The 24,255-nt window shown below is 39.7% G+C and carries 20 protein-coding genes and 1 pseudogene; 9 read left to right on the top strand and 12 right to left on the bottom strand.

The annotated features are described in order from the left end of the window. Window positions 1-36: 36 nt before the first annotated feature. The 3 genes from FTU71_RS04155 to FTU71_RS04145 form a co-directional block, all read right to left on the bottom strand. Window positions 37-1,242, bottom strand: coding sequence for a serine hydrolase domain-containing protein (locus tag FTU71_RS04155; protein ID WP_372238841.1), 1,206 nt, complete (start codon window positions 1,240-1,242; stop codon window positions 37-39). Window positions 1,243-1,412: 170 nt separating this feature from the next. Beyond that, window positions 1,413-2,267, bottom strand: a complete 855-nt coding sequence (locus tag FTU71_RS04150; protein WP_179988634.1) for a MaoC/PaaZ C-terminal domain-containing protein — start codon at window positions 2,265-2,267, stop codon at window positions 1,413-1,415. A 142-nt stretch (window positions 2,268-2,409) separates the two neighbouring features. Further along, on the bottom strand, window positions 2,410-3,801 hold the full coding sequence (locus FTU71_RS04145) for a 3-oxoacyl-ACP reductase (protein WP_167846051.1): 1,392 nt from the start codon (window positions 3,799-3,801) through the stop codon (window positions 2,410-2,412). A 239-nt stretch (window positions 3,802-4,040) separates the two neighbouring features. Here FTU71_RS04145 and FTU71_RS04140 point away from each other — a divergent pair, with 239 nt between their 5' ends. After that, complete coding sequence (locus tag FTU71_RS04140) at window positions 4,041-5,552, top strand: acetyl-CoA C-acetyltransferase (RefSeq protein ID WP_179997366.1); 1,512 nt, start codon at window positions 4,041-4,043, stop codon at window positions 5,550-5,552. 101 nt (window positions 5,553-5,653) lie between these two features. Here FTU71_RS04140 and aceI read toward each other — a convergent pair whose 3' ends face one another. After that, the gene (gene aceI, locus FTU71_RS04135) at window positions 5,654-6,082 is read right to left on the bottom strand and encodes a chlorhexidine efflux PACE transporter AceI (protein WP_179997367.1); all 429 of its coding nucleotides are present in this window, start codon (window positions 6,080-6,082) and stop codon (window positions 5,654-5,656) included. Window positions 6,083-6,189: 107 nt separating this feature from the next. Here aceI and FTU71_RS04130 point away from each other — a divergent pair, with 107 nt between their 5' ends. From FTU71_RS04130 to FTU71_RS04115, 4 genes are all read left to right on the top strand, one after another. After that, a complete protein-coding gene (locus FTU71_RS04130) occupies window positions 6,190-7,080 on the top strand; it encodes a LysR family transcriptional regulator (RefSeq protein ID WP_180111507.1) in 891 nt (296 codons plus the stop codon). Between the two features lie 89 nt (window positions 7,081-7,169). Next, window positions 7,170-8,156, top strand: a complete 987-nt coding sequence (gene tal, locus FTU71_RS04125; RefSeq protein WP_136144603.1) for a transaldolase — start codon at window positions 7,170-7,172, stop codon at window positions 8,154-8,156. 96 nt (window positions 8,157-8,252) lie between these two features. After that, on the top strand, window positions 8,253-8,915 hold the full coding sequence (gene leuE, locus FTU71_RS04120; RefSeq protein ID WP_004973255.1) for a leucine efflux protein LeuE: 663 nt from the start codon (window positions 8,253-8,255) through the stop codon (window positions 8,913-8,915). 82 nt (window positions 8,916-8,997) lie between these two features. Next, window positions 8,998-10,188, top strand: coding sequence for a benzoate/H(+) symporter BenE family transporter (locus tag FTU71_RS04115; RefSeq protein ID WP_180005678.1), 1,191 nt, complete (start codon window positions 8,998-9,000; stop codon window positions 10,186-10,188). Between the two features lie 30 nt (window positions 10,189-10,218). On the opposite strand, the gene FTU71_RS04110 is transcribed toward FTU71_RS04115, so the two are convergent. Beyond that, complete coding sequence (locus FTU71_RS04110) at window positions 10,219-11,205, bottom strand: alpha/beta hydrolase (RefSeq protein ID WP_180005708.1); 987 nt, start codon at window positions 11,203-11,205, stop codon at window positions 10,219-10,221. 300 nt (window positions 11,206-11,505) lie between these two features. Here FTU71_RS04110 and FTU71_RS04105 point away from each other — a divergent pair, with 300 nt between their 5' ends. Together FTU71_RS04105 and FTU71_RS04100 are read left to right on the top strand one after the other, a co-directional pair. Then, window positions 11,506-11,955: a universal stress protein gene (locus tag FTU71_RS04105; RefSeq protein WP_004973248.1), complete on the top strand. Its 450-nt coding sequence runs from the start codon at window positions 11,506-11,508 to the stop codon at window positions 11,953-11,955. A 50-nt stretch (window positions 11,956-12,005) separates the two neighbouring features. Continuing rightward, the gene (locus FTU71_RS04100) at window positions 12,006-12,452 is read left to right on the top strand and encodes a universal stress protein (RefSeq protein ID WP_004973247.1); all 447 of its coding nucleotides are present in this window, start codon (window positions 12,006-12,008) and stop codon (window positions 12,450-12,452) included. Window positions 12,453-12,607: 155 nt separating this feature from the next. Here FTU71_RS04100 and FTU71_RS04095 read toward each other — a convergent pair whose 3' ends face one another. Beyond that, the gene (locus tag FTU71_RS04095; RefSeq protein WP_004973244.1) at window positions 12,608-12,826 is read right to left on the bottom strand and encodes a hypothetical protein; all 219 of its coding nucleotides are present in this window, start codon (window positions 12,824-12,826) and stop codon (window positions 12,608-12,610) included. Between the two features lie 490 nt (window positions 12,827-13,316). Then, the gene (gorA, locus tag FTU71_RS04090; RefSeq protein ID WP_096900890.1) at window positions 13,317-14,669 is read right to left on the bottom strand and encodes a glutathione-disulfide reductase; all 1,353 of its coding nucleotides are present in this window, start codon (window positions 14,667-14,669) and stop codon (window positions 13,317-13,319) included. A gap of 245 nt (window positions 14,670-14,914) precedes the next feature. Between gorA and FTU71_RS04085 the strand changes: the two genes are divergently transcribed. Further along, the gene (locus FTU71_RS04085; protein ID WP_179991086.1) at window positions 14,915-15,202 is read left to right on the top strand and encodes a hypothetical protein; all 288 of its coding nucleotides are present in this window, start codon (window positions 14,915-14,917) and stop codon (window positions 15,200-15,202) included. A 128-nt stretch (window positions 15,203-15,330) separates the two neighbouring features. Here the strand turns inward: FTU71_RS04085 and pepN are convergent, their stop codons facing one another. Then, window positions 15,331-17,940: an aminopeptidase N gene (gene pepN, locus FTU71_RS04080; protein WP_179988639.1), complete on the bottom strand. Its 2,610-nt coding sequence runs from the start codon at window positions 17,938-17,940 to the stop codon at window positions 15,331-15,333. A 371-nt stretch (window positions 17,941-18,311) separates the two neighbouring features. Between pepN and FTU71_RS04075 the strand changes: the two genes are divergently transcribed. Beyond that, entirely contained in the window at window positions 18,312-19,469 is a 1,158-nt protein-coding gene (locus tag FTU71_RS04075; RefSeq protein ID WP_180111505.1) for a hypothetical protein, read from the top strand. Window positions 19,470-19,583: 114 nt separating this feature from the next. On the opposite strand, the gene FTU71_RS04070 is transcribed toward FTU71_RS04075, so the two are convergent. The 4 genes and pseudogenes from FTU71_RS04070 to FTU71_RS04055 form a co-directional block, all read right to left on the bottom strand. Then, window positions 19,584-20,315 carry a hypothetical protein gene (locus FTU71_RS04070; protein WP_004973230.1) on the bottom strand — a complete coding sequence of 244 codons (732 nt, stop codon included), beginning with the start codon at window positions 20,313-20,315 and terminating at the stop codon, window positions 19,584-19,586. A gap of 503 nt (window positions 20,316-20,818) precedes the next feature. After that, window positions 20,819-23,458: a bifunctional aconitate hydratase 2/2-methylisocitrate dehydratase gene (locus tag FTU71_RS04065; protein ID WP_179990143.1), complete on the bottom strand. Its 2,640-nt coding sequence runs from the start codon at window positions 23,456-23,458 to the stop codon at window positions 20,819-20,821. Window positions 23,459-23,754: 296 nt separating this feature from the next. Next, window positions 23,755-24,024 carry a hypothetical protein gene (locus tag FTU71_RS04060; RefSeq protein ID WP_004973220.1) on the bottom strand — a complete coding sequence of 90 codons (270 nt, stop codon included), beginning with the start codon at window positions 24,022-24,024 and terminating at the stop codon, window positions 23,755-23,757. A gap of 129 nt (window positions 24,025-24,153) precedes the next feature. Beyond that, a pseudogene (locus tag FTU71_RS04055) lies at window positions 24,154-24,255 on the bottom strand (IS982 family transposase); the annotation flags it as partial.

The following is a 24,255-nucleotide window of genomic DNA, read 5'->3' as shown; positions in this document are numbered from 1 at the left end:
CTGTTTTTTTGGCAAAGAGTGAACGTACAATCACGCCTAAAACCAGCCTTTACGCCCTTGCAATTGCCGATCTGCACAGCGAATGGCTTCCTGACTCAGTCCCCAAAGTCGATAATCACCAATTAAAGAACCTGCAGCAAAATTATGGGTATAGGCAAAACTGAGTTGACGGTCAGGATCACACCACGCGCCTGAACCATTAAAACCCATGTGTCCAAAACCGTGAGAGCGCTTACCCAAACTTAATACACGGTGATAGCCTAATCGCCAATGCATCGGGATAGGCATGACCCGATCACGCTGTACATATTGTACTTGGCTCAATTGCTGAAAAACTTCAGGCTGAATCAATTGCTGACCTTGCCATGATCCACCCTGCGCCAACATGGCATAAATACGTGCCAAACTTTGGGCAGTAAATACACCATTGGCAGCAGGAATCACGGCTTGTAAGCCTGTATCACTAAAAAAACTAAAATTTTTCATGCCTTTGGGAATCATGCCATCCTGAAAGTCTTGCGGATTTTGCCCACTCCATGCAATGACTTTATCGAATATTGATACAGGACGTTTGCTCGATTTAGCTTGGTTTTTAACTTTAGCTGTCTGTTTATTTGTAGATGATGCATCTGTTTGCGCTGATGTCACAGCAGTTTTAAATGGTCGTGCGACACGGGAAAGCTCAGACGCAGGCACACCAAAATACGCCCCATCCAAAGCCAAAGATTCAACCAAGTATTGCTGCATCAATTCAGCCAATGTTTGACCTGTAGCTTTTTCTAAAATCCCACCGACCAGCCAGCCAAAAGTTAAAGGTTGATACGCTGCCTCACTTGCTACATCAAAACGTGGCTTGGCTTGAGCCAACACATCCAGCATGTGCGACCAATCTGCCATTTCAGTCGCATCGGCAATGATATTACGGATGTCATATAAACCACTTTGATGACTCAGCACATGCCTTAAGGTCATCAATGCTTTGCCATTTTGGGCGAATTCAGGCCAGTATATATAAATGGGAGTATCGTAATCGACCAGTCCTTGACTGACCAAAATATGTGCCAGTGTCGCTAATACACCTTTGCCTGTGGAATAACATACAGATAAGGTATCGGCTTGCCAGTCTTCATCTGGCGACTTTTTGCCTGTGTAAATATCGACGACTTTCTGACCTTGAAAGTACACCGCTAAAGCAGCCCCGCCCTGTTGGCTACGTGCATTTTGCAAACGGCTAAATTGCATCGCTAAATCATGAAATTCAGGCGCAACCCATCCACGATAATTTTCAGTTTCAGCAAAAATATAATCCTTTAAATGTTGCATCGTCCTGTTTATCTCGTTTTTCTTGTTAATAAAAGTTTAGCGCAAATAAAAAGCCCAAATTTAAATAATCTGGGCTTTCGATCACTGAATTAAAGCGCGGTGACAACACCTGTCACATGCGGTTTTTGGTTTTTACTGTTACGAATTAAAAAATCTGTATTTTTAGCGTCCGTTGCAGTTAAAAACTCAACTTTAGATGGCAAATACATAGGTAACTTAAACCAGACATCGGCTTCATAGGCATCTGGCAAAGTCAAACTCGATAAGGCTTTGGCTTTGCTCCACATGCCGTGCGCAATCGCTTGTTTAAAGCCAAATGCTTTTGCAGTAATCGCGTGGATATGAATTAAGTTAAAATCGCCAGACGTTAAGGCATAACGGCGACCCGTATTTTCAGAAATATCCCATTCAGCTTGAACGGCATAGTTTGGCGCTTTGCTTTCTGCAGATTTTGCAGCTGCTTTAGTGGTGGTTTTTTGACGTGCTAAATACGTGGTTAAACCTTCAATCACCACCTCATTGCCTACTTTAACAGTGGTAATAAAATCAAACTGTACGCCTTTATCATGTGGTTGCAATTCACCAAATTTACACGACAAGGTCAGTTGTTCATTCAATCCAACTTTACGGCTTTGTTTGACTTGGTTGCGAATATGCACCAAGCCCAAAATTGCAAATGGAAATGCTTCTTGGGTCATCATGTGCATTTGCAGACTTTGTGACAATACAGCCAAATAAATTGCAGGAATATAGCCGTTATTTTTAAAACCTGTCACTGCATTATAGGCTTTTAAGTGCTTTTGATCGACCTTGAATGAATCCACCACATATTCAACTTGCGGCAGAACTTTTTCACCTTTTGGCTTTTTAAAAATTAAGCCCTGAATCACTTTTGGATAGGCTAAATAGGGTTTTGGAAGTTGACTAAAATGGCGAGTATTCATACTGAACCTTTGAGAAGTTTTTCTAATTTATTTAATGGAGTTCTTTCTCCCGCTGGGAGAAAGCTAGAGAGAAGGGTTAATAATCTATCCCCTTATCTCCCTCTCCTAAATCCCCTCACCAAGGGAGAGAACTTTGAAGGTGTTAAGCCCCTAACAAGCTTTGACCACAAACACGTACCACGTTACCATTAATACCTGTCGATGCCGATGAAGCAAAGTAAGCAATGGTTTCTGCAACGTCTACAGGTAAACCACCTTGACTCATAGAGTTCATACGACGACCTGCTTCACGAATGGCAAAAGGAATTGCAGCAGTCATTTGCGTTTCAATAAAGCCAGGTGCAACGGCATTAATCGTGATCCCGTTGTTTAAAACAGGTGCGGTAAATTTCACGACACCAATCACGCCAGCTTTAGATGCTGCATAGTTGGTTTGACCCAAGTTGCCTGCAATACCTGAAATTGAAGATACGCAAACAATACGACCATTGGCATTTAAACCATCATTTTCCAATAAGTAATCGTTCACACGCTCAATTGCAGACAAGTTGATGTTAATGACTAAATCCCAAAGCTCTGGTTTCATATTTGCCAAAGTTTTGTCACGGGTAATCCCCGCATTATGCACAATAATATCCAAACCACCTTGCGCAGCGGCAGCTGTTTTAATTTGCTCGCCTGCATCTGCAGCAGTAATGTCAATTGCTAGCGTTGAACCACCAATTTCAGCAGCAACACGGTCTAAATCTGCTTGTTGTTGTGGAACGTCTAGGCAAATAACGTGTGCACCATCACGTGCCAACACATGCGCAATCGCTTCACCAATACCACGGCTTGCACCTGTCACTACAGCAGTTTTACCTGCCAATGGTTTTGCCCAATCTACCTCTACAGTTGCAGCATTCGAGACACGGATCACCTGACCTGACACATAAGCTGAACGTGGTGAAATGGCAAAACGTAACGTAGATTCTAAGTTTGCTGCAGCACCTTGATCGACATAAATTAAGTTAGCCGCAATGCCTTTTTTAAATTCTTTGCCTACCGATTTTACAAAACCTTCCAAAGCGCGTTGTGCAATGGCTTTTTTTACACTGCCTGCAGTTTCTGGTGTAGTACCAATCACCACCACGCGACCAGAAGCCTGAATTTGACGTGCGATTGGGTTAAAGAAATCATAAAGCGCTTTTAATTGTTCTGAGTTTTCAATACCTGAAGCATCAAACACCACCACTTTAAATTTAGATTCTTTATCGCCCGAATTGAACGCACCTAAATTTAAACCTACTTTTGCCGCAGCTTGTTGCAATTCTGCATTGTTGCCTGCATAACTATTGGCATGTACATTGGCTAAAACCTGTGCAATTTCAGCAGATAAATCACTTGCAGGGGCTGCACCTAAAAGTACTGCACCTTTTACCACTGGTGTTGCAGACTCGAAACGATCTAAAAAAGTTGGGGATGGTAAACCCAAATTTTTAATGACAAATTTACCAATAGGAGATTTTGCAAATGTTTGGTATTGATCAGTCATGATTATTATCTCTCATAAATTCATTTTTTGATGGATTACACGATATCTTTTAACATCAATATGATGCCAAATGCCCACATTTCAATAGCGTTACCCGTTTGTGCTAAATCATACTTGAGTTAATTATCAGATGTCTTGACCTGAATGCATTCTGCAATGTCATTGTAGTCAATTCAGCTGTCATACTATTGTGCTAATGTACGCATCAAGTAGACCCTTAACATGCTTGGAAAAGCCTTATGAGCAAAACAACTCAAGAAAATCCAGCAGTGGAAAATTCTGCAACGGATTCTGTGTCAAATACATCAACTGCTAAACGTACAAGCAAAAGTAGCAACACTGCAACCCGTTCCAACACGAGTACGACAAAAACTACACGTACCCGCACGACTAGCCGTGCTAAAACAACTGCTTCAACGCAAACAAAAGCACCATCTAATACCAATACCTCTGTTCAACAGGATAAAATTATGAGCCAAAACACTGTTCGCCGCGTTGCTATTATCGGTGGTAACCGTATTCCATTCGCACGTTCTAATGGCGCTTACTTTACTGCATCTAATACAGATATGTTTACAGCAGCATTAAATGGCTTGGTTGAACGCTTCAATTTACAAGGTCAGCGTTTAGGTGAAGTGGTTGCTGGCGCAGTACTCAAACACAGCCGTGACTTCAATATGACCCGTGAGTGCGTACTGAATACTGCCCTTGCACCTGAAACACCTGCTTACGATTTACAACAGGCGTGCGGTACTGGTTTGCAAGCTGCATTTTTAGTCGCCAATAAAATTGCTTTGGGTCAAATTGATGTAGGTATCGCAGGTGGTGTAGATACTACTTCTGACGCACCAATTGCCTTTGGTGATGGTTTACGTAAAGCTTTGCTTGAACTCAACATTGCAAAAACAGGTAAAGACCGCTTAAAAGCATTAACTAAAATCAACGTTAAAGACCTGATGGATGCGCCACGTAATGGCGAACCACGTACTGGTTTATCTATGGGCGACCACCAAGCAATTACAGCGCTTGAATGGGGCATTTCTCGTGAAGCGCAAGATGAACTCGCAGCATCTTCACATCAAAAAATGGCTGCTGCTTATGATGAAGGTTTCTTTGACGATCTCATCACACCATTCTTAGGTTTAGAGCGTGACAATAACTTACGTGCAGATTCAACTGTAGAAAAACTAGCGAAGTTAAAACCTGCTTTTGGTAAAGGTGATGCGCGTACCATGACTGCGGGTAACTCTACCCCACTTACCGATGGTGCATCATGTGTATTGCTTGCATCTGAAGAATGGGCAAAAGCCAACGGTCATGAAGTCTTAGCTTATTTGACTTTCCAAGAAACTGCAGCAGTTGATTTTGTAGGTAAAAAAGAAGGCTTATTGATGGCGCCTGCTTATGCAGTACCACGTATGCTTGAGCGTGCGGGCTTAACTTTACAAGACTTCGATTATTACGAAATTCACGAAGCGTTTGCATCTCAAGTATTGTCTACCTTAAAAGCATGGGAAGATCCAAACTTCTGTAAAGAACGTTTAGGTTTAGAAGCACCTCTAGGTTCAATTGATCGCAGCAAACTGAACGTTAAAGGTTCATCTTTAGCGGCAGGTCACCCATTTGCAGCAACAGGTGGTCGTATTATTGCAACTGCAGCCAAACTTCTGAATCAAAAAGGTTCTGGTCGTGTATTGGTGTCAATTTGTGCTGCAGGCGGTCAAGGTGTAACAGCAATTATTGAAAAATAATTCTGTCTTAACCTGAATTAGATTCAAATAAAAGCCACTTTGTAAGTGGCTTTTTCTATTGTGTGGCACCTACGGCAACGACACAAGTAGTCGCTTCTAGTTTATGTGCGGTATTGAGGCGCATAACCTAATTTAGCCTCAATATGGTCATAGCAATATTGGAAAATAAAGGTATAGACCAAAATGCTGAGCGTCATCACCAAATCAACTAAAATCGCCAGCCCGATCGACATTTGTAAGGCATAGGCCACCATTGGAATGGTCGCGAGCATCAGTCCACCTTCAAAACCTACGGCATGTAATACCCGTATTTTCAAGGTTCTATTGAGTTTGTGTTTGGCTTCAAACTTTTCAAAATAATGATTAAACAGCATATTCCAAAGCACCGAAGTCACTGCCATTGCAATACCTAAACCACCAGTAACTTGCATGGGCATTTCAAATACAAAACTAAGTGCCAAAGCAATAATAATTAATAAAACTACTTCATAGCTCAGCGCATGTAGCAATCTTCTCTTGGAAATTAACATGATCCCACTCAATGACGTTAAATACTGAGGAGTATTTTATGTTCATAGTTTTGAATGTTCGAGTTAGAATCTATCAATAATATTGAAAGATAAATCAAGTACCAATAATGAATATCAACCAAGATCAGCTGATTATTTTTATTACTGTCATGGAAATGGGCTCTTTTTCCGCAGCTGCACGTAAATTAAATAAAGTACCTTCTGCAGTCAGTATGTCGATAGCCAATTTAGAAATTGATTTAGACCTAAAACTGTTTGAACGGATTGGGCGTGAACCTTTGCCTACCCCACTAGCGCAGAGTCTTTACGAAAAAAGCAAACAACTGCTCATAGAAATGAAGCAATGGAAACAACATGCTTTTGCGCTCAGTTCTGGGCTGGAAGCACACTTAAATATTGTGGTGGTGTCTGAATTACTACACACTCGCTGGACAGATTATATTGTGTTACTAGAACAGCAATTTCCTGAATTGCAGATCAATATTTTCTCTGCGCCACAAGAAGATGCACTGCATTTACTCATGACTCAAGCAGCGGACTTGGCCTTTATGTTTGAACGCGAACAATTACAAAGCAGTGAACAATTTGTGGAATTAAAACGTGAAATTTTAGTGCCTGTCGCTGCCCGACATTCACCGCTGGCTGAATCTGATCAAGTCAGTTTTGAACAGATTTTACAAAATCGGCAAATTGTAGTGGCGAGCCGTGATCGGCAGATTAAACCCGAGTTGTTATTTTCTAAGCACTATTGGCGTACCGATAATCATCATTCTGCCTGCAATATGATTAAGCAGGGTTTAGGCTGGGGTGTCTTGCCCTTGGAAATGCTGAATGAACATCCTGAACTACAACACGAATTAAAAATTTTACAGCTGCTAGATTTCACCCCAAAATTTGAATATTTTGTCGATTTGGTCTGGAGCCGAGAACATCAATTGGGCGCTGCTGCTCATTTTTTGATTAATCACGTCCGAAATCTGAGAAAAACTGGTAAATAATCCACAAACCCTCTTACTTGGTACTTGGGTTAAAAGCTGTTTGTGATATAACTGAATGTATAAGCAATAACCTAAGAACTAGATCTCGAATGACACAGACAGCCTTAAATCAACTAAAAAACTTAACCACCATTGTTGCAGATAGTAGTGACTTGGCTGCGATTGAAAAGTTTCGTCCTTTGGATGCGACCACCAACCCATCACTCATTACGGCGGCTGCAAATCAACCTGAAAATAAAGCGTTGATTGAAGCTGCATTTGAGCAAGCCAAAGCTGAAGGTTATACAAATGATCTATTGGTTGAGCGCAGCATTGATATTTTAACGGTCAAATTTGGTGTAGAAATTTTAAAGCTGATTGAAGGTCGTGTTTCGACTGAGGTGGATGCTTCTTTGTCTTATGACACTGATGCGACCATTGCCAAAGCCAAAGAACTTTTAGCACTGTACCAAGCTTATGGTGTTCATTCAGACCGCATTTTGATTAAGATTGCATCGACATGGGAAGGCATTCAAGCGGCGAAAGTGTTGGAAGCTGAAGGCATTCACACCAATTTAACCTTGTTGTTTGGTTTACATCAGGCACATGCTTGTGCAGATGCCAAAGTGACGTTGATTTCGCCATTTGTGGGTCGAATTTTAGATTGGTATAAAAAAGCTGAAAATGTCATGTACTACCCTATTGAAAAAGATCCAGGTGTACTTTCGGTGAAGAAAATTTATCAATTCTATAAACAGCACCAAGTACAAACTGAAATTATGGGCGCGAGTTTCCGTAGTATTGATCAGGTTTTGGCTTTAGCTGGTTGTGATTTATTGACCGTTGCACCAAATTTATTGGCAGAACTTGAAGCTGATGAACGAGAAGTCGCTGCAGCGTTATCGACCAATGGCATTCAAGTTCAAGCTGAACCACTGGCAGCAATTGAAAAGGAACAATTCAAAGCGCAACTTGAAGCAGATTTGATGGCGTTCCAATTGTTACAAGGCGGCATTGATGGCTTTATTAAAGCGCGTGAGCAACTTGCCACCCTATTACGCCAGTCTTTCGGCTTAGATGCAGAGATTAAAGCTTAAGCTTTAACCTATCCCAGTAAAATTCCAAAATTTTTACTAAGCCACAAAACCGATGTTGTTATACTGCAACATCGGTTTTTATTTAGGTGAGTTTGCGTGTTTGGTATTAGTGACCTCAGCACTTTTATAATTGGCACAACCTTAATTGTGCTCTTGCCTGGCCCAAACTCACTCTATGTCATGTCAGTGGCTTCACGCTTTGGGATACGCACAGGCTATGCAGCTGCTTTCGGTGTATTTACGGGTGATCTGATTTTAATTGTGTGCACCATTTTAGGGGCAGCCTCATTATTGCATGCTTTTCCATGGCTATTCACCTTATTAAAAGTAGTTGGTGCGCTCTACTTAGGCTATTTAGGTATTAAACTACTGATTGCAGCCTATAAAACATGGTTTCCACAAACCAGAACTTCGCACGCCAATCTTTCTACAACAGCAACGAGCAATACAACTGAACGGGTTCATCCCTACCGAACTGCTTTAATGATTAGCGTTATTAACCCAAAAGCAATTTTGTTTTATTTGTCTTTTTTTGTGCAATTCGTCAATCCTGATTACACCTACCCGATGCTGAGCTTTGCTGTTTTAGCCATCGTCCTACAAATCATTAGCATGGGTTATTTATCTATCTTGATTTTTTCAGGAGTCAAATTAGCCAGTTATTTCAATCAACGCTATAAAATTGCAGCCATTTGCGTTGCAAGCATTGGTATTTTGTTCTGCGGTTTTGGCTTTAGACTGGCAAGCTCAACGCTATAAAAAAGTATAAAAAACACTTTTGACTATTTGTTCAAATGTGTATGATCTGTTCATAAATTATAGAAAATATGTCTAAGAAAGCATGCAAAAACTTTTAAATGACTTCTCTGTGCCTGCAGTATTTGCAGGTTTTATTACCTTCTTGGTCGGTATTAGTGTTTCCGCGGTTTTAGTCATTCAGGCAGCACAAATTTTAGGCGCAAGTGCTGAGCAAATCAGCTCTTGGTTTTGCGCGTTGGGTTTAGGTATTGGTCTAAGCGGGCTGATTTTATCTTGGAAATTTAAATATCCTGTGGCGACCTCATGGTCTACCGCAGGCTTGGCACTGATTATCGCCACGGGCAGCGGTTATAGCTTACACGAAGCAATTGGCGCATTTTTATTTTGTGGCGTACTCACAGCAGTGCTTGGCTTTTTAGGTATTTTTGAAAAGGTACTGACTTATATTCCACAGAGTTTAACCAGCGCCATGTTGGCAGGTGTGCTGCTTAAATTTGGAATTGCCCTATTTACCAGTCTGCAAGAAGCATGGGCATTTATTTTGTCTTTATTGGCGGCTTATGTATTGGCAAAACGATTTAGCCCACGTTATAGCATTGTTTTAACTGTATTGATTGGTGTCGCGTTATGCCCAATCTTCTTACAATTTCAAATGCCGAGTGTGCAATGGAGTATTGCACAACCAGTTTGGATGCAACCTGAATTAAGTTGGTCTGCTATTTTAGGTTTAGCCCTGCCTTTGTTTGTCATCAATATGGCGTCGCAATATTTGCCTGGTCTTGCCATGATCAAAAGCTATGGCTTTAACCCGAATGTACGTCACTTAATTGGTTGGACAGGCACAGCACAAGCGATTTTCGCGCCATTTGGATGTTTTAGTGTCAATATCGCATCCATCAGTGCTGCGATTAGCTTAGATGATCAATCGCATCCCGATGCCAGTAAGCGCTATATTGCGGGAATTAGCTGCGGTTTGTTTTATATCTTGATGGGGATATTTGCGGCAACGCTTACCAGTTTGCTGATGGCATTCCCTGCTGTTTTTATTACAGCTTTGGCAGGAATTGCACTGCTTGGTACCATTGGATACAACATCGCCCTCGCTTTTCAGCAGGTTGCAGAACGTGAAGCTGCTTTATTGACCTTTTTATTTAGTGCTTCTGGGGTTCAGTTTTTTGGTATTGGTTCTGCATTTTGGGGACTGATTTTTGGTTGTGTGGTTTTGGCAGTTTTAAAGTTTAAACAGCAAAAGCTAAATAACTTAAGCAGTTAAAAAACACTTTTTCTGAAGCATCGTATTGATTTATTGTATGCGCGATACATTAGGGTCTGCTGTGCTTCGGATAAATTCTACTGTTTTAGCAAAAGTTTGCTGGCTTTCTTTTTGGTGCATAAAAAATTGATATTCGTGAATTAACCATGCTTTTGTATCTGGATAAAATGCTGTCGTCACAGGAATCTGCTGTTGCTGTAAAGCATGCAGCATCGGCATAGATTGAGTTTCTGTTAAAAAGTCTTTGTTACCACCACTGATAAATACCGCAGGATAGTTTGCCGTTAAATGTTGAATAGGCGAAATATTCTTCAGAAATTCACTGTCCTGTTTCCGATCTCCCGTGTAAGCCTGCACCAAATTATAAACACCCCACTCTACGATATTCATTTCATCTGGCGCAGTTTCAACAAACGCTTTTAGATCATAAATCCCGCAGTGCAAAATCAGCCCTTTAAGTTGTTTGTGCTGAATAGTCGGCTGTAAATTAGACTGCTGTGCAAATGCAGGATTACTCAATAATGCGGCATAATGGCTAGCTAAATTCGCCCCTGCAGAATCGCCTGCTAAATATAATTGTTGTGGATTAAGCTGATATTTTTCTGCATGTTGCGTGATGTAATTTAAAGCCCGATCAATTTGTTGCAACTGAGTAGGATAAGTTGCATGCGGGGCAAATTGATATTGTACGGCAATTACATTAAAGCCCTGCGCGGCTAATAATTTAAAATAGCCACGTGCGTGGGCTTTTGAACCTGCAATCCAGCCACCACCATGAATCCAGACAATTGTCGGGCGTGCAGCTAAATCTTGCAATTGACTGTCTTGATACAAGTCAAAACTCAAATTGGGCTGCGTGGCATACACAATATCATGTTGCACTTGTATGTTTTTGGGTGCATAGCGATCCATGATTTTTTGCTGCAAGCCTGTGGTGAGATTAAATGCACCAGCAATGATTCGACTGTTCTGCTGCGTGGTTTGACAAGCACTTAACAATATAAAACACAGCAACATCCAAAATAATTTCAAACCACAATTCCCTCAAGATTCATACGCCCAATTCAAACCCAAGTAATTTAAAATTAAATTATGAAGGTCTATTTATTTTTGCAAATTTAGCATCTTATTTTATCGTATAGCTTTGCCGTTGAGTTGAGTAAATTCATCATCTTAAGCTTATCTTTTCTTTCAGCAAATTTGGCGGGTAATTAAATGAATTATCAATCTTTTTTCAGATTTTAAATTGAACCTATATAGACTATATGCTATCAATAAAGTGTAAGGCGAATAATCATAATTTCTGGAGTTACCCGCATGTCGTACCAAAATATTTTAGTCCCTGTAGATGGTTCACAAATTTCTTTTTCAGCGGTCAAACATGCAGCTGAAATTGCCAAAGTATTTAACAGTAAACTCACCTTAATTAGCCTTGTTGCGGAAGACCCATTTACTGATTCTGACTTTTACTATAATTATTCATCTGCCATTATGAAAGAATACTTTGTGCAAGCGACAGCCAATGCACAAAAAGCATTAAAAGAAGCAGATGAAATTGCGAAAGCAGTGGGTGTAAATGCAGAAACTCGCGTGGTTGAGGGTTTGGTATCTGCTGAAGGTGTAATCAAAACTGCGAAAGACTTAAATGCCGATGTGATTGTGATGGGTTCACATGGTCGTAAAGGTTTCCAAAAATTATTATTGGGTAGCTTTGCCACAGACGTATTACGCCATACAGAATTACCTGTACTTGTAGTGAAAGCTTAATCACAAATTTAAGCCATATTTTCATCATAAATTTTTAATAAGGATTTGCCATGACAACTTATAAACACTTACTTGTTCCAGTAGATGAGTCACCTATGTCTTATGCTGCAGCCGAACAAGCACTTTCATTGGCAAAAGATCTAAATTGCCCTGTTACTATTATGAGTGTAATTGCAGTTGATCCTTTTGTAGGCGTGGACTTCTACAAAGTTGCACCAGCAATTACCGATTATTTCATGCAGGCTGAACAAAATGCACAAAATCGTTTGGCTGAAATTCAGCAATCCTTTAGCCGTGAAGGTATTTCGGTAGATACCAAAATTATCCGCGGTGTTGCAGCCTCTGAAGGGATTGTACAAATCGCCAATGAAATTGGTGCTGACCTGATTATTATGGGTTCGCATGGCCGTACTGGCGTGAAAAAGATGATGCTCGGTAGCGTTGCTCAAAACGTACTGACTCAGTCCCCTGTTCCTGTTTTGATTGTTAAGGTTTAATTCAATACTGACTGTGCTCTGTCACAGTAAAAGACAAAATAAAAAAATCCCGTTCGCCAATGAACGGGATTTTTCTGGATAAAACTTTTAAAATTTTTCTAAATTACATATTTTATGCAATCTAGTTGAGTTGAATAGTCATTTCAGACTAAAACTTAATTAACCCGATGTGGTAAACGGAACATTTCATGCGTATCGGTATAAAAACTGCGACCATCTAAATTCAGTTCGATTTCCTGACCACATTCCAACAACACATGTTTTCCGACTTCGACCCATTTAAAACCATCACGGGTATTTTGCTTTTTCTTTGATGCCACCAAAGACACCATAATTTCACGACCATTCACTGCTTTCGCAAGCATTGTTTGCATTTTTTTCAATATTTACACCAATTCATTTATAACTTACACATCAAGCTCAAATTAAAATTTTGAGCATAGTTTTTAATACAACTACATTCATCACACTTAAGTTGTAGTGCATAGAAAATAAATGCAGCACAGCATGATGATGAATAACTACGAGAGAATAGAGATATTTTTATTGTACAAGTTATATTATAACATAGATTTAAAGTCTTTGCAGCATGGACTACAAAGTTGTAAAGATAAACTTAATAAAACAAAAATTTCTTAATCAAACCTTAATCATTTTCGTGAGATAATCTACCCCAGACACAATGGATGGTGTTTGATCGCACAAGCCCACTTCGGTGGGTTTCTTATTAGGCTAACTAAATAACGATAACAAACTTTATCTTTCTGACGTTTATCTTCTGATTTTTTATCTACAAATTTCAAAAATAAAAAAGAGTATGGATTTTTTTAACCCATACTCTTTGTGTGCGACTACGCTACTCCATTAGCGCATAGTCACAAATTCTTCTGCAGCAGTTGGATGAATTGCGACAGTATTGTCAAAATCTTGCTTGGTCGCGCCCATTTTGACCGCGACTGCAAAACCTTGCAAAATTTCATCCATGCCATAGCCAATACCATGCACGCCCACGACTTTCTGTTCATCACCAACGCAGACCAATTTCATTTTAGACACTTGACGATGCTGAGTTACAGCCGTGTACATTGAGGTAAAAGAAGATTGATAGACTTTGACCTGATCTTGCCCAAACTGTTCAATGGCTTGCGCTTCACTTAAACCCACCGTACCAATAGGCGGATGACTAAAGACCACCGTGGCAACATTTTGATAATCTAAATATTCATTTGGTTTGTGATTGAATAAACGTTCAGACAATTTACGTCCTGCGGCAACAGCAACGGGTGTCAGCTCAATTTTTCCAATAATATCGCCCACCGCATAAATACCTGCTTGGCTGGTATTTTGGAATTGATCTACTGCGATATATCCTTTTTCATCAATCTGCACATTTGCAGCAGCCAAGTTCAATGCTTGTGTATTTGGTTTACGTCCAACTGCCCAAATCAGACAATCGACCTCATGCTGTGAACCATCTTCAAGATGTAATAACAAAGACTGATCCGCTTGGCGAGTGACTTTCTTTGGAATGGCTTGCGTATGCACTTGGATATGTTCATCACGCATACATTCAAGTAATGTTTCACCTAAAAATTGATCTAAACTACGCAGCGGCAATTGTTTACGAATAAACAATCCAACTTCTGAACCCAACCCATTTAAAACACCTGCTAACTCTACGGCAATATAACCCGAACCGACAATTGCCGTGCGTTTTGGTAATTGTTGCAATTCAAAGAAACCGTTTGAATCAATTCCTAGCTCTGCCCCTTCAATATCTGGACGTGTTGGCTCAGTTCCTGTGGCTATTAAAATGTGATCTGCAGTGTATTGCTGCTGATTTACTTCAACTGTTTTTTCATTTACAAAACGAGCAAAGCCCTGAATCACATCAACATTGTTTTTAGCTAAACCTGATTGATACGATGCATGGATACGCTGAATATAAGCTTGACGATTTTGAATTAACGTATTCCAATCATGCGATTTTAATTCAGTATTAAAACCATAATCTGGGCCGTATTTTTGAATAGCATCGGCGATTTGCGCAGAATACCACATCACTTTTTTAGGCACACACCCCACATTGACACAAGTCCCGCCCAAATCTGCAACTTCAATTAATGCACATTTTTTACCATATTGCGCCGCGCGATTGGCCGAAGCAATACCACCACTTCCTGCCCCAATTACCAAATAGTCATAATGTTTAGCCATTTCATGCCTCAATTTTTCGTGATTTTTTAGATACTCATCTGCAGAAATTCAGCGCAGAAAAACATTCATTTTCATCAAAACTAACACATAAAACTGCATTTCCCAAGTCAGCCATATTGTCTAAATACACAAAATCGACACACTGTCATTCAATTGATTTCACTGCCAATAAAACTGACTATTCACTTAAATTTTACGCTTTTAAGGCTATAATATAAATTTGATTTTTTATCATTGGGGTCAATGTGAAGCAGTGGGTTTACGTTCTGATATGTAGCTTTATCACTTTCGGCTGTTCCCCATCCCAACCGTCAGATCAAGCCCCAAGCATGTTTGATGAACTCGATCTCATCAATACCAAAATGAATGAAATCTTGCTTCGCGATTTAGATAACTATTCTGCAGATGAGCGCAAACATATTATTTGTGAAGAATATACGCAGATTTACAAACATGAATATATGCCAATTGTACTTAAAATTCTAAACCTGAAGATCGGCAATATAACGAGAAAAAATTACTTGCTGAATTAAATGAAACTTACACCAACTATAAAAATGAATATCAAATTCGCTGTGACTAAGCTAGATTATTTTTAATGTATTCCAGCCACAAAAAAGCCATTTCAACGAATTGATGAAATGGCTTTTAGTTTTTTAACTTAAACCTCTAACATACTATTTAGGGTTTCAACCACGTTTTTAGATTTCACCACAGACTGCAAATTTAGTAACGCTGCTTGCACTTGGTTACGTTGTGGCTCTGCCAAAGTGTACCAACGCGACAACACCTGCAATAAACGCGAACCTACAATTGGGTTTTTCTCATCTAAATACTTGGCTAAGTCAATAAAATGCTGAACACCAAAACTCCATGTATTCACAGGGTTGCTATTTAAACCACCACTGACTGAACGAATACGGTTAGGTGTACCCAAATCATAATCAGGATGTGCAGTTAAAGCCTGAATGGTTTCAGCTGTCGCTTTTGGATGTGAAGCTTGAACCATAAACCATTGATCAAGTGCTAAAGCTTCATCTTTAAAACGTGTATAAAAATCTTCCAAAGCAGCTTTGGCTTGCGGTGCATCATTCCACACCAAGACACGCAATGCCCCTAAACGCTCAGACATATTTCGAGTGGTATGGTATTGCTGCTGTGCCAGCTCAAACGCTTTGGCATCGCCCTGACGTGCCATTAACGCCAACATGATATTCTTTAAAGCACGTACACCCATTGCCTGAGAGAAATCTTGCTGCATGTCTGGATCAAGGCTTAAATAGGTTTCTTTGCAGAATGCACCAAGTTCGCGCGCCAATGTATCTAACAGCGCATTGCGTTGTTGCTGAATTTTTTCAGGTTGATAATTTTGATCAATACGGCTGCCCAAATAGCCTTCAGAAGGTACATCAAAAATACGTGATGCCAACAAAGGATCTTTTTCAATTAAAGCAGGTACTGTATTTTTCATGGCTTGCAAATAAGTATCTGCTGCATGTTCTTCCAATAAAATACGTTCCAATAGAGTCTGAGTCGCCTGCCACTGGTTAAAGCCATTGGTTTCGTGCTGCATTAAAAATGCCAATTCATCATTAGAATAGTTAAATTCTAAATTCACAGGTGCAGAAAAATTACGCAATAAAGAAACAACGGGATGCGCAGTTATACCGCTAAATTCAATACTTGCTTGTGCCTGATCAAACAAATACACACCATCTTTTACTGAGTTTTCAACCAAAGCTTCAGACTGCAAAATATATTGCTCGCCTGTTTCTGCATTGAACAATGCCAATGCAACAGGAATAGGCAATGCTTTTAAGTTTGGATATTTGGCATTGCTTTTCAGACTTTGTTTTAAATTTAAACGATAAACCTGCGCAGCCGCATCGTATTCGCCCTGCACTTCAAGCTTTGGTGTGCCTGGTTGATTGTACCAAGTCAGGAAATTAGATAAATCAACACCTGAACCTGCGCTTAAAGCATTGACCCAATCTTCAACCGTGACTGCTTGTCCATCATGACGACGGAAATATTCATCACTACCTTTACGGAATTTTTCTTTACCGAGTAAAGTCGACATCATGCGGTTAATTTCCGCACCTTTTTCATAGACTGTTGCGGTATAGAAGTTATTAATTTCTACAAAATGATCTGGACGTGGCGGGTGCGATAACGGGCCAGAATCTTCGGGGAATTGATGTGCTTTGAGCACCGCCACATCATCAATACGCTGTACTGCGGCAGACTGTAAATCTTCAGAGAAAGATTGGTCACGGAACACCGTTAAACCTTCTTTTAAACACAACTGGAACCAATCGCGGCAAGTAATACGGTTACCTGTCCAGTTATGAAAATATTCATGCGCAATCACGGACTGTACGCGCATAATTGCGGCATCTGTGGTGTATTCTTCATCGGCCAATACACATGACGTATTGAAAATATTCAGACCTTTATTTTCCATTGCGCCCATATTAAAAGCGCTGGTTGCCACAATCATATAATTGTCTAAATCATACGGCAGACCATAGTGTTCTTCATCCCAGCGCATCGAATGTTTTAACGCTTGCATAGCAATTTTGCATTTTGGAATGTCTTTTTCTTCTGCATAAATTTCCAGCGCAACATTACGCCCTTCAGATGTCACATAATGGTCTTTCATGACTGCTAAATCGCCAATCACACAAGCAAATAAATAGCTTGGCTTTTTGGTCGGGTCTTGCCAAATCGCATAATGACGACCTTCGCCTGCTTCACCTGTTTCTAACAAGTTGCCGTTTGCCAATAACACAGGATATTTTTTATCGGCTTCAACACGTGTGGTAAATACCGACAATACGTCTGGGCGGTCAGGATAGAAGGTAATTTTACGGAAACCTTCAGGCTCGTTTTGGGTAACAAATAAATCAGAACTTGCCTGATATAAGCCTTCAAGTTGCGTATTGCTTTCAGGATGAATGATCACGATGGTTTCTAACGTGACTTGATCAGGTGCATTTGCAATGCGAAGCTGCTCACTATCTAATTGATAGTCACTTTCCGATAATTCCGTGCCATTCAAAATAATAGATTTCAATTCTAAATCACGGCCCAATAACACCAAATCGCCTGCAGTCTGACGCTGCATTTTCAATGTTGCACCCACTTGGGTGTAATCTGCATAGACTTGAATATCTAGCTCTACAGCATCTACCAAGAATGAAGGTTTTTGATAGTCTTTTAAATAGATAGTTTGGCTGGCTTCAACCATAGGATTTGCTGCAATATTCATCTTGTCCTCATTCTTTGTGGCGATGCGCTTGTTTTTGTAAAGTTGCAATGATCATACGACAACTTTCAACATCTGTCTGCGCACAATCTATTTCAGTCTTGTTCAACAATGCTGATTTATATGGGCGCTCAACCCAAGCTTTTCAATCCTATCTGGATTAATCCTGTACAAGTAACATAAAAGCAGACTGTTTAAATCAATACCTGTATTGCTATTACGCGTAAATTTAATATTTTGATATGCAACTTCACTTCAAATACGACCAACACAGGCTAATTTTGATGATGATCAAAAGCACAGAAGCTTCCACCTTTCAGTACACAAGCCATGTATAATGACATATCACGATTTACTTGAGCTTCTATTTCACAATGCTACAAATTCTGCAAAAACAATTAGATGAAAGCACATTATGCCCTTTGTGTCAGGCATCTATGTATTGGGTAGAAGCAGAACAATATGAGCAGGAATTAAATTTTCACCAATGTAGTCATTGTGAACATCGCATCTTTCAAAATAGCCAACAACAAAACTGTCATTGCGCAAGCTGTACCCAACAACGCAAAAAAATCATGGCGGAAACCCGCTTGCAAGAACAACAAAAATTCAAAAAACAGGATGCACCTGAACGCGAATTAAATCAGCTGCGTTTTATAGATAAATTATTTTTATTGAGTATTTTAGATCAGCATGCACAGGAACATATTCCACATGAAGAATTTATAGATTGGGAAAAAATCAAGTATTTAAATATTACCCCCAACTATTTTTTCCAGCACGGCATGATCAAACATTTGCTAAAAGAGCAAATATTAATTGCCAAAGATTTTGCGGAAAATGCGCAGCAATATTATATCAATGTCCGTTTAGATGGTTATTCTGAACCGAGTTTATTCAGCATAGCACAACAATTACGCTATTGGTTTTATGAAAATCTAAGCATGGGTACACCGTTCAAAACGGCAGATGAAGTCAAAGATGCGCTGTATTTATTGCTATATCAAGAAATTGTGCAGTTTATGCAATTTTATTGTCGGACTTGGGGCATACAAATTGCGGGCAACCATAGTTTTCAGAACTTTTGCTACCGACTTTTAGACGTCTTGGCGGTTGGGCAAATTTATTACTTAGTACAAACAGCTTTGGAATATTTATACCAACAAAAAGCACTCAAACCACGCAATGAAAACTTTATTAATACCAATTTACTGAAAAAGACTGTGCAGCAATACCGAGAACGGTCAGTGGCTGAAAAATGGGAGACCTCTACCCTGCCACGCCCGCCTAATTTGCCTTTCAGCTATATGAGCGAAATTTTATTCTTCCGCTTTTTGGGTTATGACGAAAGGATTTTCTTTCAACCTGTGTGGCGTTCTTGGCGAAAAATTGAAGCACGACTTAAATTTTATTCACTTAAACGCTGTATGCACTGCGGATCGGATGAACTGACTGTCGATTATGACGCAGAAAATTATGTGTCCTTATTTTGTCGCAACTGCAAACATCAAGATCATTATTTCACTCAATAAAACTTTGGTGAAGATGATGGTTACACCCCATCACTGCCCAAATTCATCATCTACTGCAGTATAGAGTCAACAGGATACGTACAGAGGATTACAGTTTTTCGATGTGATAAGCACCTAATCCACTTTTCTGTTTAGTGCTAAATTGAGTGCCGTTTCAGATAAAGTTTTACCGTCTAATTTACAAATACACATAATGCCCCAACCATCAAAATAATCAGGCGCGTGCTGCAAAAAGAAATTGGAATGTACATCTTGCGGAATTCTCAAATGCATCAGTTGCTCAAAACTTCGTGCTGGAGAATGAGTTTCATGCACATATACGCCTTCACCGCGCTTTTGAATTTCAGGATATCGTGCCGCCATAAGCTGCAAAACTTCATGATATTCCTTAGGCATAGTTTTCCCGACTCTTGGGAAAAAACTTTTAGAACGCGAAGCAAACAAAGAATAAATCTTCGGTTGATTAATGCTAATCACAAACCACAATGGAATAAATGGATTTTTTAAGCGTCGATTCAACATGGCTTTGACTGCACTTGGAATCGTCAAATTTTGTTTTTGATATTCAGACAAAAAACCCGCTCGTGAATTGACCACATGCATAGGCTGTTCATTATAATGAATCAAAATAAAAGGAATAACATTTTGCCCAACCACTTGATCTCGATCATGATATTGAATAACCGTGACTGCGATTGCATCGGGGTCATAAACAAAGGCTTTAAATTCTTCTAAACTCGAATTTGGAAAGATTTTTTGATCGAATTGATAAATTTTTTCAAAAAAATACGATTGCTGCTGCATTGAAAGCGCTTTAAAGTCAAAAACTGTTTCTATTAAATTCATAAAAACAACCCAGTTTCATATTTAAAGAGAGACGCAAAATTTTTTTAATTGGTCAATGCATTAATAATATGACACATTTTAATTACATAATTTTACAATCATTATAGTAAGTTATTAAAAAATATCCAATTTCATTAAAATTAAAGCTAAGTAGTTCATTTCAATAAAGTTTTTACCAAAAATTATAATTAAAATTGAATACCAGCATTAATCCACCATATTTTGTGACGCAGTTTACATTATTTTATGACAAACGGTATTGATAGGCAAATTTATATTGTTTTAATAAGTTAAATTCTAATTTATTTCATAGCTTGCGCCCCTATTTTTAAATCAGTTAGGCAAGCTGAAATATCACTATCTATGCTGTTTTGAATATTACTCAACATTAGATAATATTTTAATAAAAAATAAGGGCTGAATAATCAGCCCTTATTTGATCTTGCTTATCGCTCAACACTCGAACAAATCATAGATTTGCTCTTGCGTTTGCTTTTCCTAACTTAGGTCAACTGAGCAGCAGCAATTTTCTTGGTGTCTACATTCGCAGCAGCGTCTGTGTAGCTTTCCATCTGGTCAAAGTTCAAGTACTTGTAGATGTCAGCAGACATGCTGTCGATTTGAGAAGCGTACTGTTGGTATTCTTCTGGTGTTGGTAACTTACCAAGTACCGCTGCAACAGATGCAAGCTCAGCAGAAGCTAAGTAAACGTTTGCACCTTGACCTAAACGGTTCGGGAAGTTACGTGTAGAAGTAGATACTACAGTTGTGTTCGGTGCTACACGTGCTTGGTTACCCATACATAATGAACAACCTGGCATTTCTGTACGCGCACCCGCTTTACCGTAAGTGTTATAGAAGCCTTCTTCCATAAGTTGACGCTCGTCCATACGAGTTGGAGGCGCTAACCATAGACGAGTAGATAAAGAACCACCAGGAACTTTGTCTAATAACTTACCAGCAGCACGGAAGTGACCGATGTTTGTCATACAAGAACCGATGAATACTTCATCAATTTTGTCGCCTTGAACGTCAGAAAGAAGTTTTGCATCATCTGGGTCGTTCGGGCAGCAAAGGATTGGTTCTTTGATGTCTGCAAGGTCAATTTCATACACTTTAGTGTATTCAGCGTCAGCATCAGCTTTAAGAAGTGATGGGTTCGCTAACCATTTTTCCATGTTCTCAACACGACGAGCCATAGTACGCGCATCGCCATAACCTTCAGAAATCATCCACTTAAGCATGGTGATGTTTGAACGAAGGTATTCAGCAACTTTCTCTTCAGAAAGTGTGATAGAACAACCTGCAGCTGAACGCTCAGCAGAAGCATCAGACAATTCAAATGCTTGTTCAACTGTTAAGTCAGTTTCCATTTCTGTTAAGTCGATTTCTAAGATACGACCAGAGAAGATGTTTTTCTTACCTTTCTTCTCTACAGTTAAGTCACCTTCTTTAATTGCGTAGTAAGGAATCGCATGTACAAGGTCACGTAAAGTGATACCAGGCTGCATTTTACCTTTGAACTTCACAAGTACAGACTCAGGCATGTCAAGTGGCATAACACCAGTTGCTGCAGCGAACGCTACAAGACCAGAACCCGCTGGGAAAGAAATACCAATTGGGAAACGAGTATGCGAGTCACCACCAGTACCTACTGTATCTGGAAGAAGCATACGGTTTAACCAAGAGTGGATAATACCGTCACCTGGACGTAAAGAAACACCACCACGGTTCATGATGAAGTCAGGAAGCGTGTGTTGCATTTGAACGTCAACTGGTTTTGGATACGCAGCTGTGTGACAGAAAGATTGCATTACTAAGTCTGCAGAGAAACCTAAACAAGCTAAATCTTTTAATTCGTCACGTGTCATTGGACCTGTTGTATCTTGAGAACCAACAGTAGTCATCTTAGGTTCGCAGTAAGTACCTGGACGAACACCTTGACCTTCTGGAAGACCACAAGCGCGACCTACCATTTTTTGAGCTTGAGTGAAGCCTTTGCCTGTGTTTTCAGGTTGTACTGGAGTACGGAACAAAGTAGATGGTGCAAGACCTAAAGCTTCACGCGCTTTAGCTGTCAAACCACGACCAACGATCAAGTTAATACGACCGCCTGCACGTACTTCGTCTAGAAGCACTGGAGTTTTAAGTTCAGATTCAGCGATTTGTGCGCCGTCTTTGAACGCTGTTACTTTAGCAGCAGCATGGTCGATTTTAAGCGTGATTTCATCACCCATGTTCATATTAGAAACGTCGATTTCTACTGGTAAAGCACCCGCATCTTCCATTGTGTTAAAGAAGATTGGCGCAATTTTACCACCTAAGCAGTAGCCGCCATCTTTTTTGTTTGGAATGTGCGCGATTTCATCACCGAAGAACCAAAGTACAGAGTTAGTTGCAGACTTACGAGAAGAACCTGTACCAACAACGTCACCCACGTAAGCAACTTGGTTGCCTTTCGCGATAAGGTCTTTGATTTGGTTTAATGGACCAACTTCACCAGGAACTTCTGGGTTGATGCCATCACGTACGTTTTTCAACATTGCATTTGCGTGCAATGGAATGTCTGGACGACTCCATGCGTCTTGTGCAGGTGACAAGTCGTCAGTGTTGGTTTCGCCAGTAACTTTAAACACTGTAAGTTTGATTTCTTCAGGAACATCTGGACGCGATGTGAACCATTCAGCATCAGCCCAAGATTGTAAAACTGCTTTCGCGTTTTCGTTACCTGCTTTTGCTTTGTCTGCTACGTCATGGAACGCATCAAATACAAGCAAAGTGTTTTTCAATGCTTCAGCTGCTAAGCCAGCCAATTCAGCATTGTCTAAAAGCTCTACTAAAGGTGCTACGTTATAACCACCAAGCATTGTACCTAGTAAGTAAACTGCGCGCTCTTTAGAAACGAGTGGAGAGGTTGCTTCACCTTTTGCTACAGCAGCTAAGAAAGCAGCTTTAACGTATGCCGCTTGGTCAACACCTGCAGGTACACGGTTTTCAATCAAATCAACCAAATAAGCTTCTTCGCCTGCTGGTGGATTTTTTAATAATTCAACTAATGCAGCTGTTTGCACATCATCAAGTGGCTTCGGTGGGACTCCGAGTGCGGCACGTTCTTCAACGTGTTGGCGGTAAGCTTCTAGCACGGTGTTATTCCTCTTTTTTAAAAAATTATTTGTGAATTCCTGCTTTTAAAGCATCACAAACAATATGGACTGCAAAATTTTACTAAACTTCCAGTTAAAAGTTAATGCAACTAGAGTGTTTCTTTGTGATGCCCATTATTTTATAACTAAATGATGCGCATATTGTTCAATTTACAGACAAAACACGACTTAATTTTAACTTTGTCTGTATGTACACTAACTTTTGGCCTAAAGTTTAACTCGTAAAAAAGGCAACACTCATGTTGCCTGTTCTAATGAATGAATGATATTCCACCTTAGTGTACTGTTGTGGCTTGAAGATAGTGCTGTAATTGTTCGCGACTACCTTCAAACTTGAGTTGAATTTCATCTTCATGCAGCATACAGTGTTCTGCACTGGTAAATGAAATTTGAACTTGATATATCTTTGCAGGTGCATCAATTTGCTGACGTAAATACACCCGATCACCTAAACTTAAAACATAATGACTGCCGCCAATTACCGCGACACCTTGTTCATCTTCTAAGAGCAAATCTGCATTATGCAGGTAAGCAACCACTTCCATTATGCGCTCCTACTGTTTTTGTTATGTTTTTAATTATTCATGAAAAAGATAAGCTTTGCCAGTTTTAAGATTTAGAACTTGTCACAATTTATTTGTTATTTATTTTAACCTGAGTTCGATGAAATCCATTTAGCCTTTTAGCATATTTTGGAAAGTTGGCTTATTGGGATTCAAACAATAAGCCACTACAGCAGCCATGATATTCACCATGAAGTTATTTACCGAACGATG

It is taken from the genome of Acinetobacter sp. YH12136 (assembly GCF_013418545.1).
GTDB classification, from domain to species: domain Bacteria; phylum Pseudomonadota; class Gammaproteobacteria; order Pseudomonadales; family Moraxellaceae; genus Acinetobacter; species Acinetobacter towneri.
The sequence above is the reverse complement of the archived record's forward strand: the minus strand, read 5'-3'. Positions and strand labels throughout refer to the sequence as shown.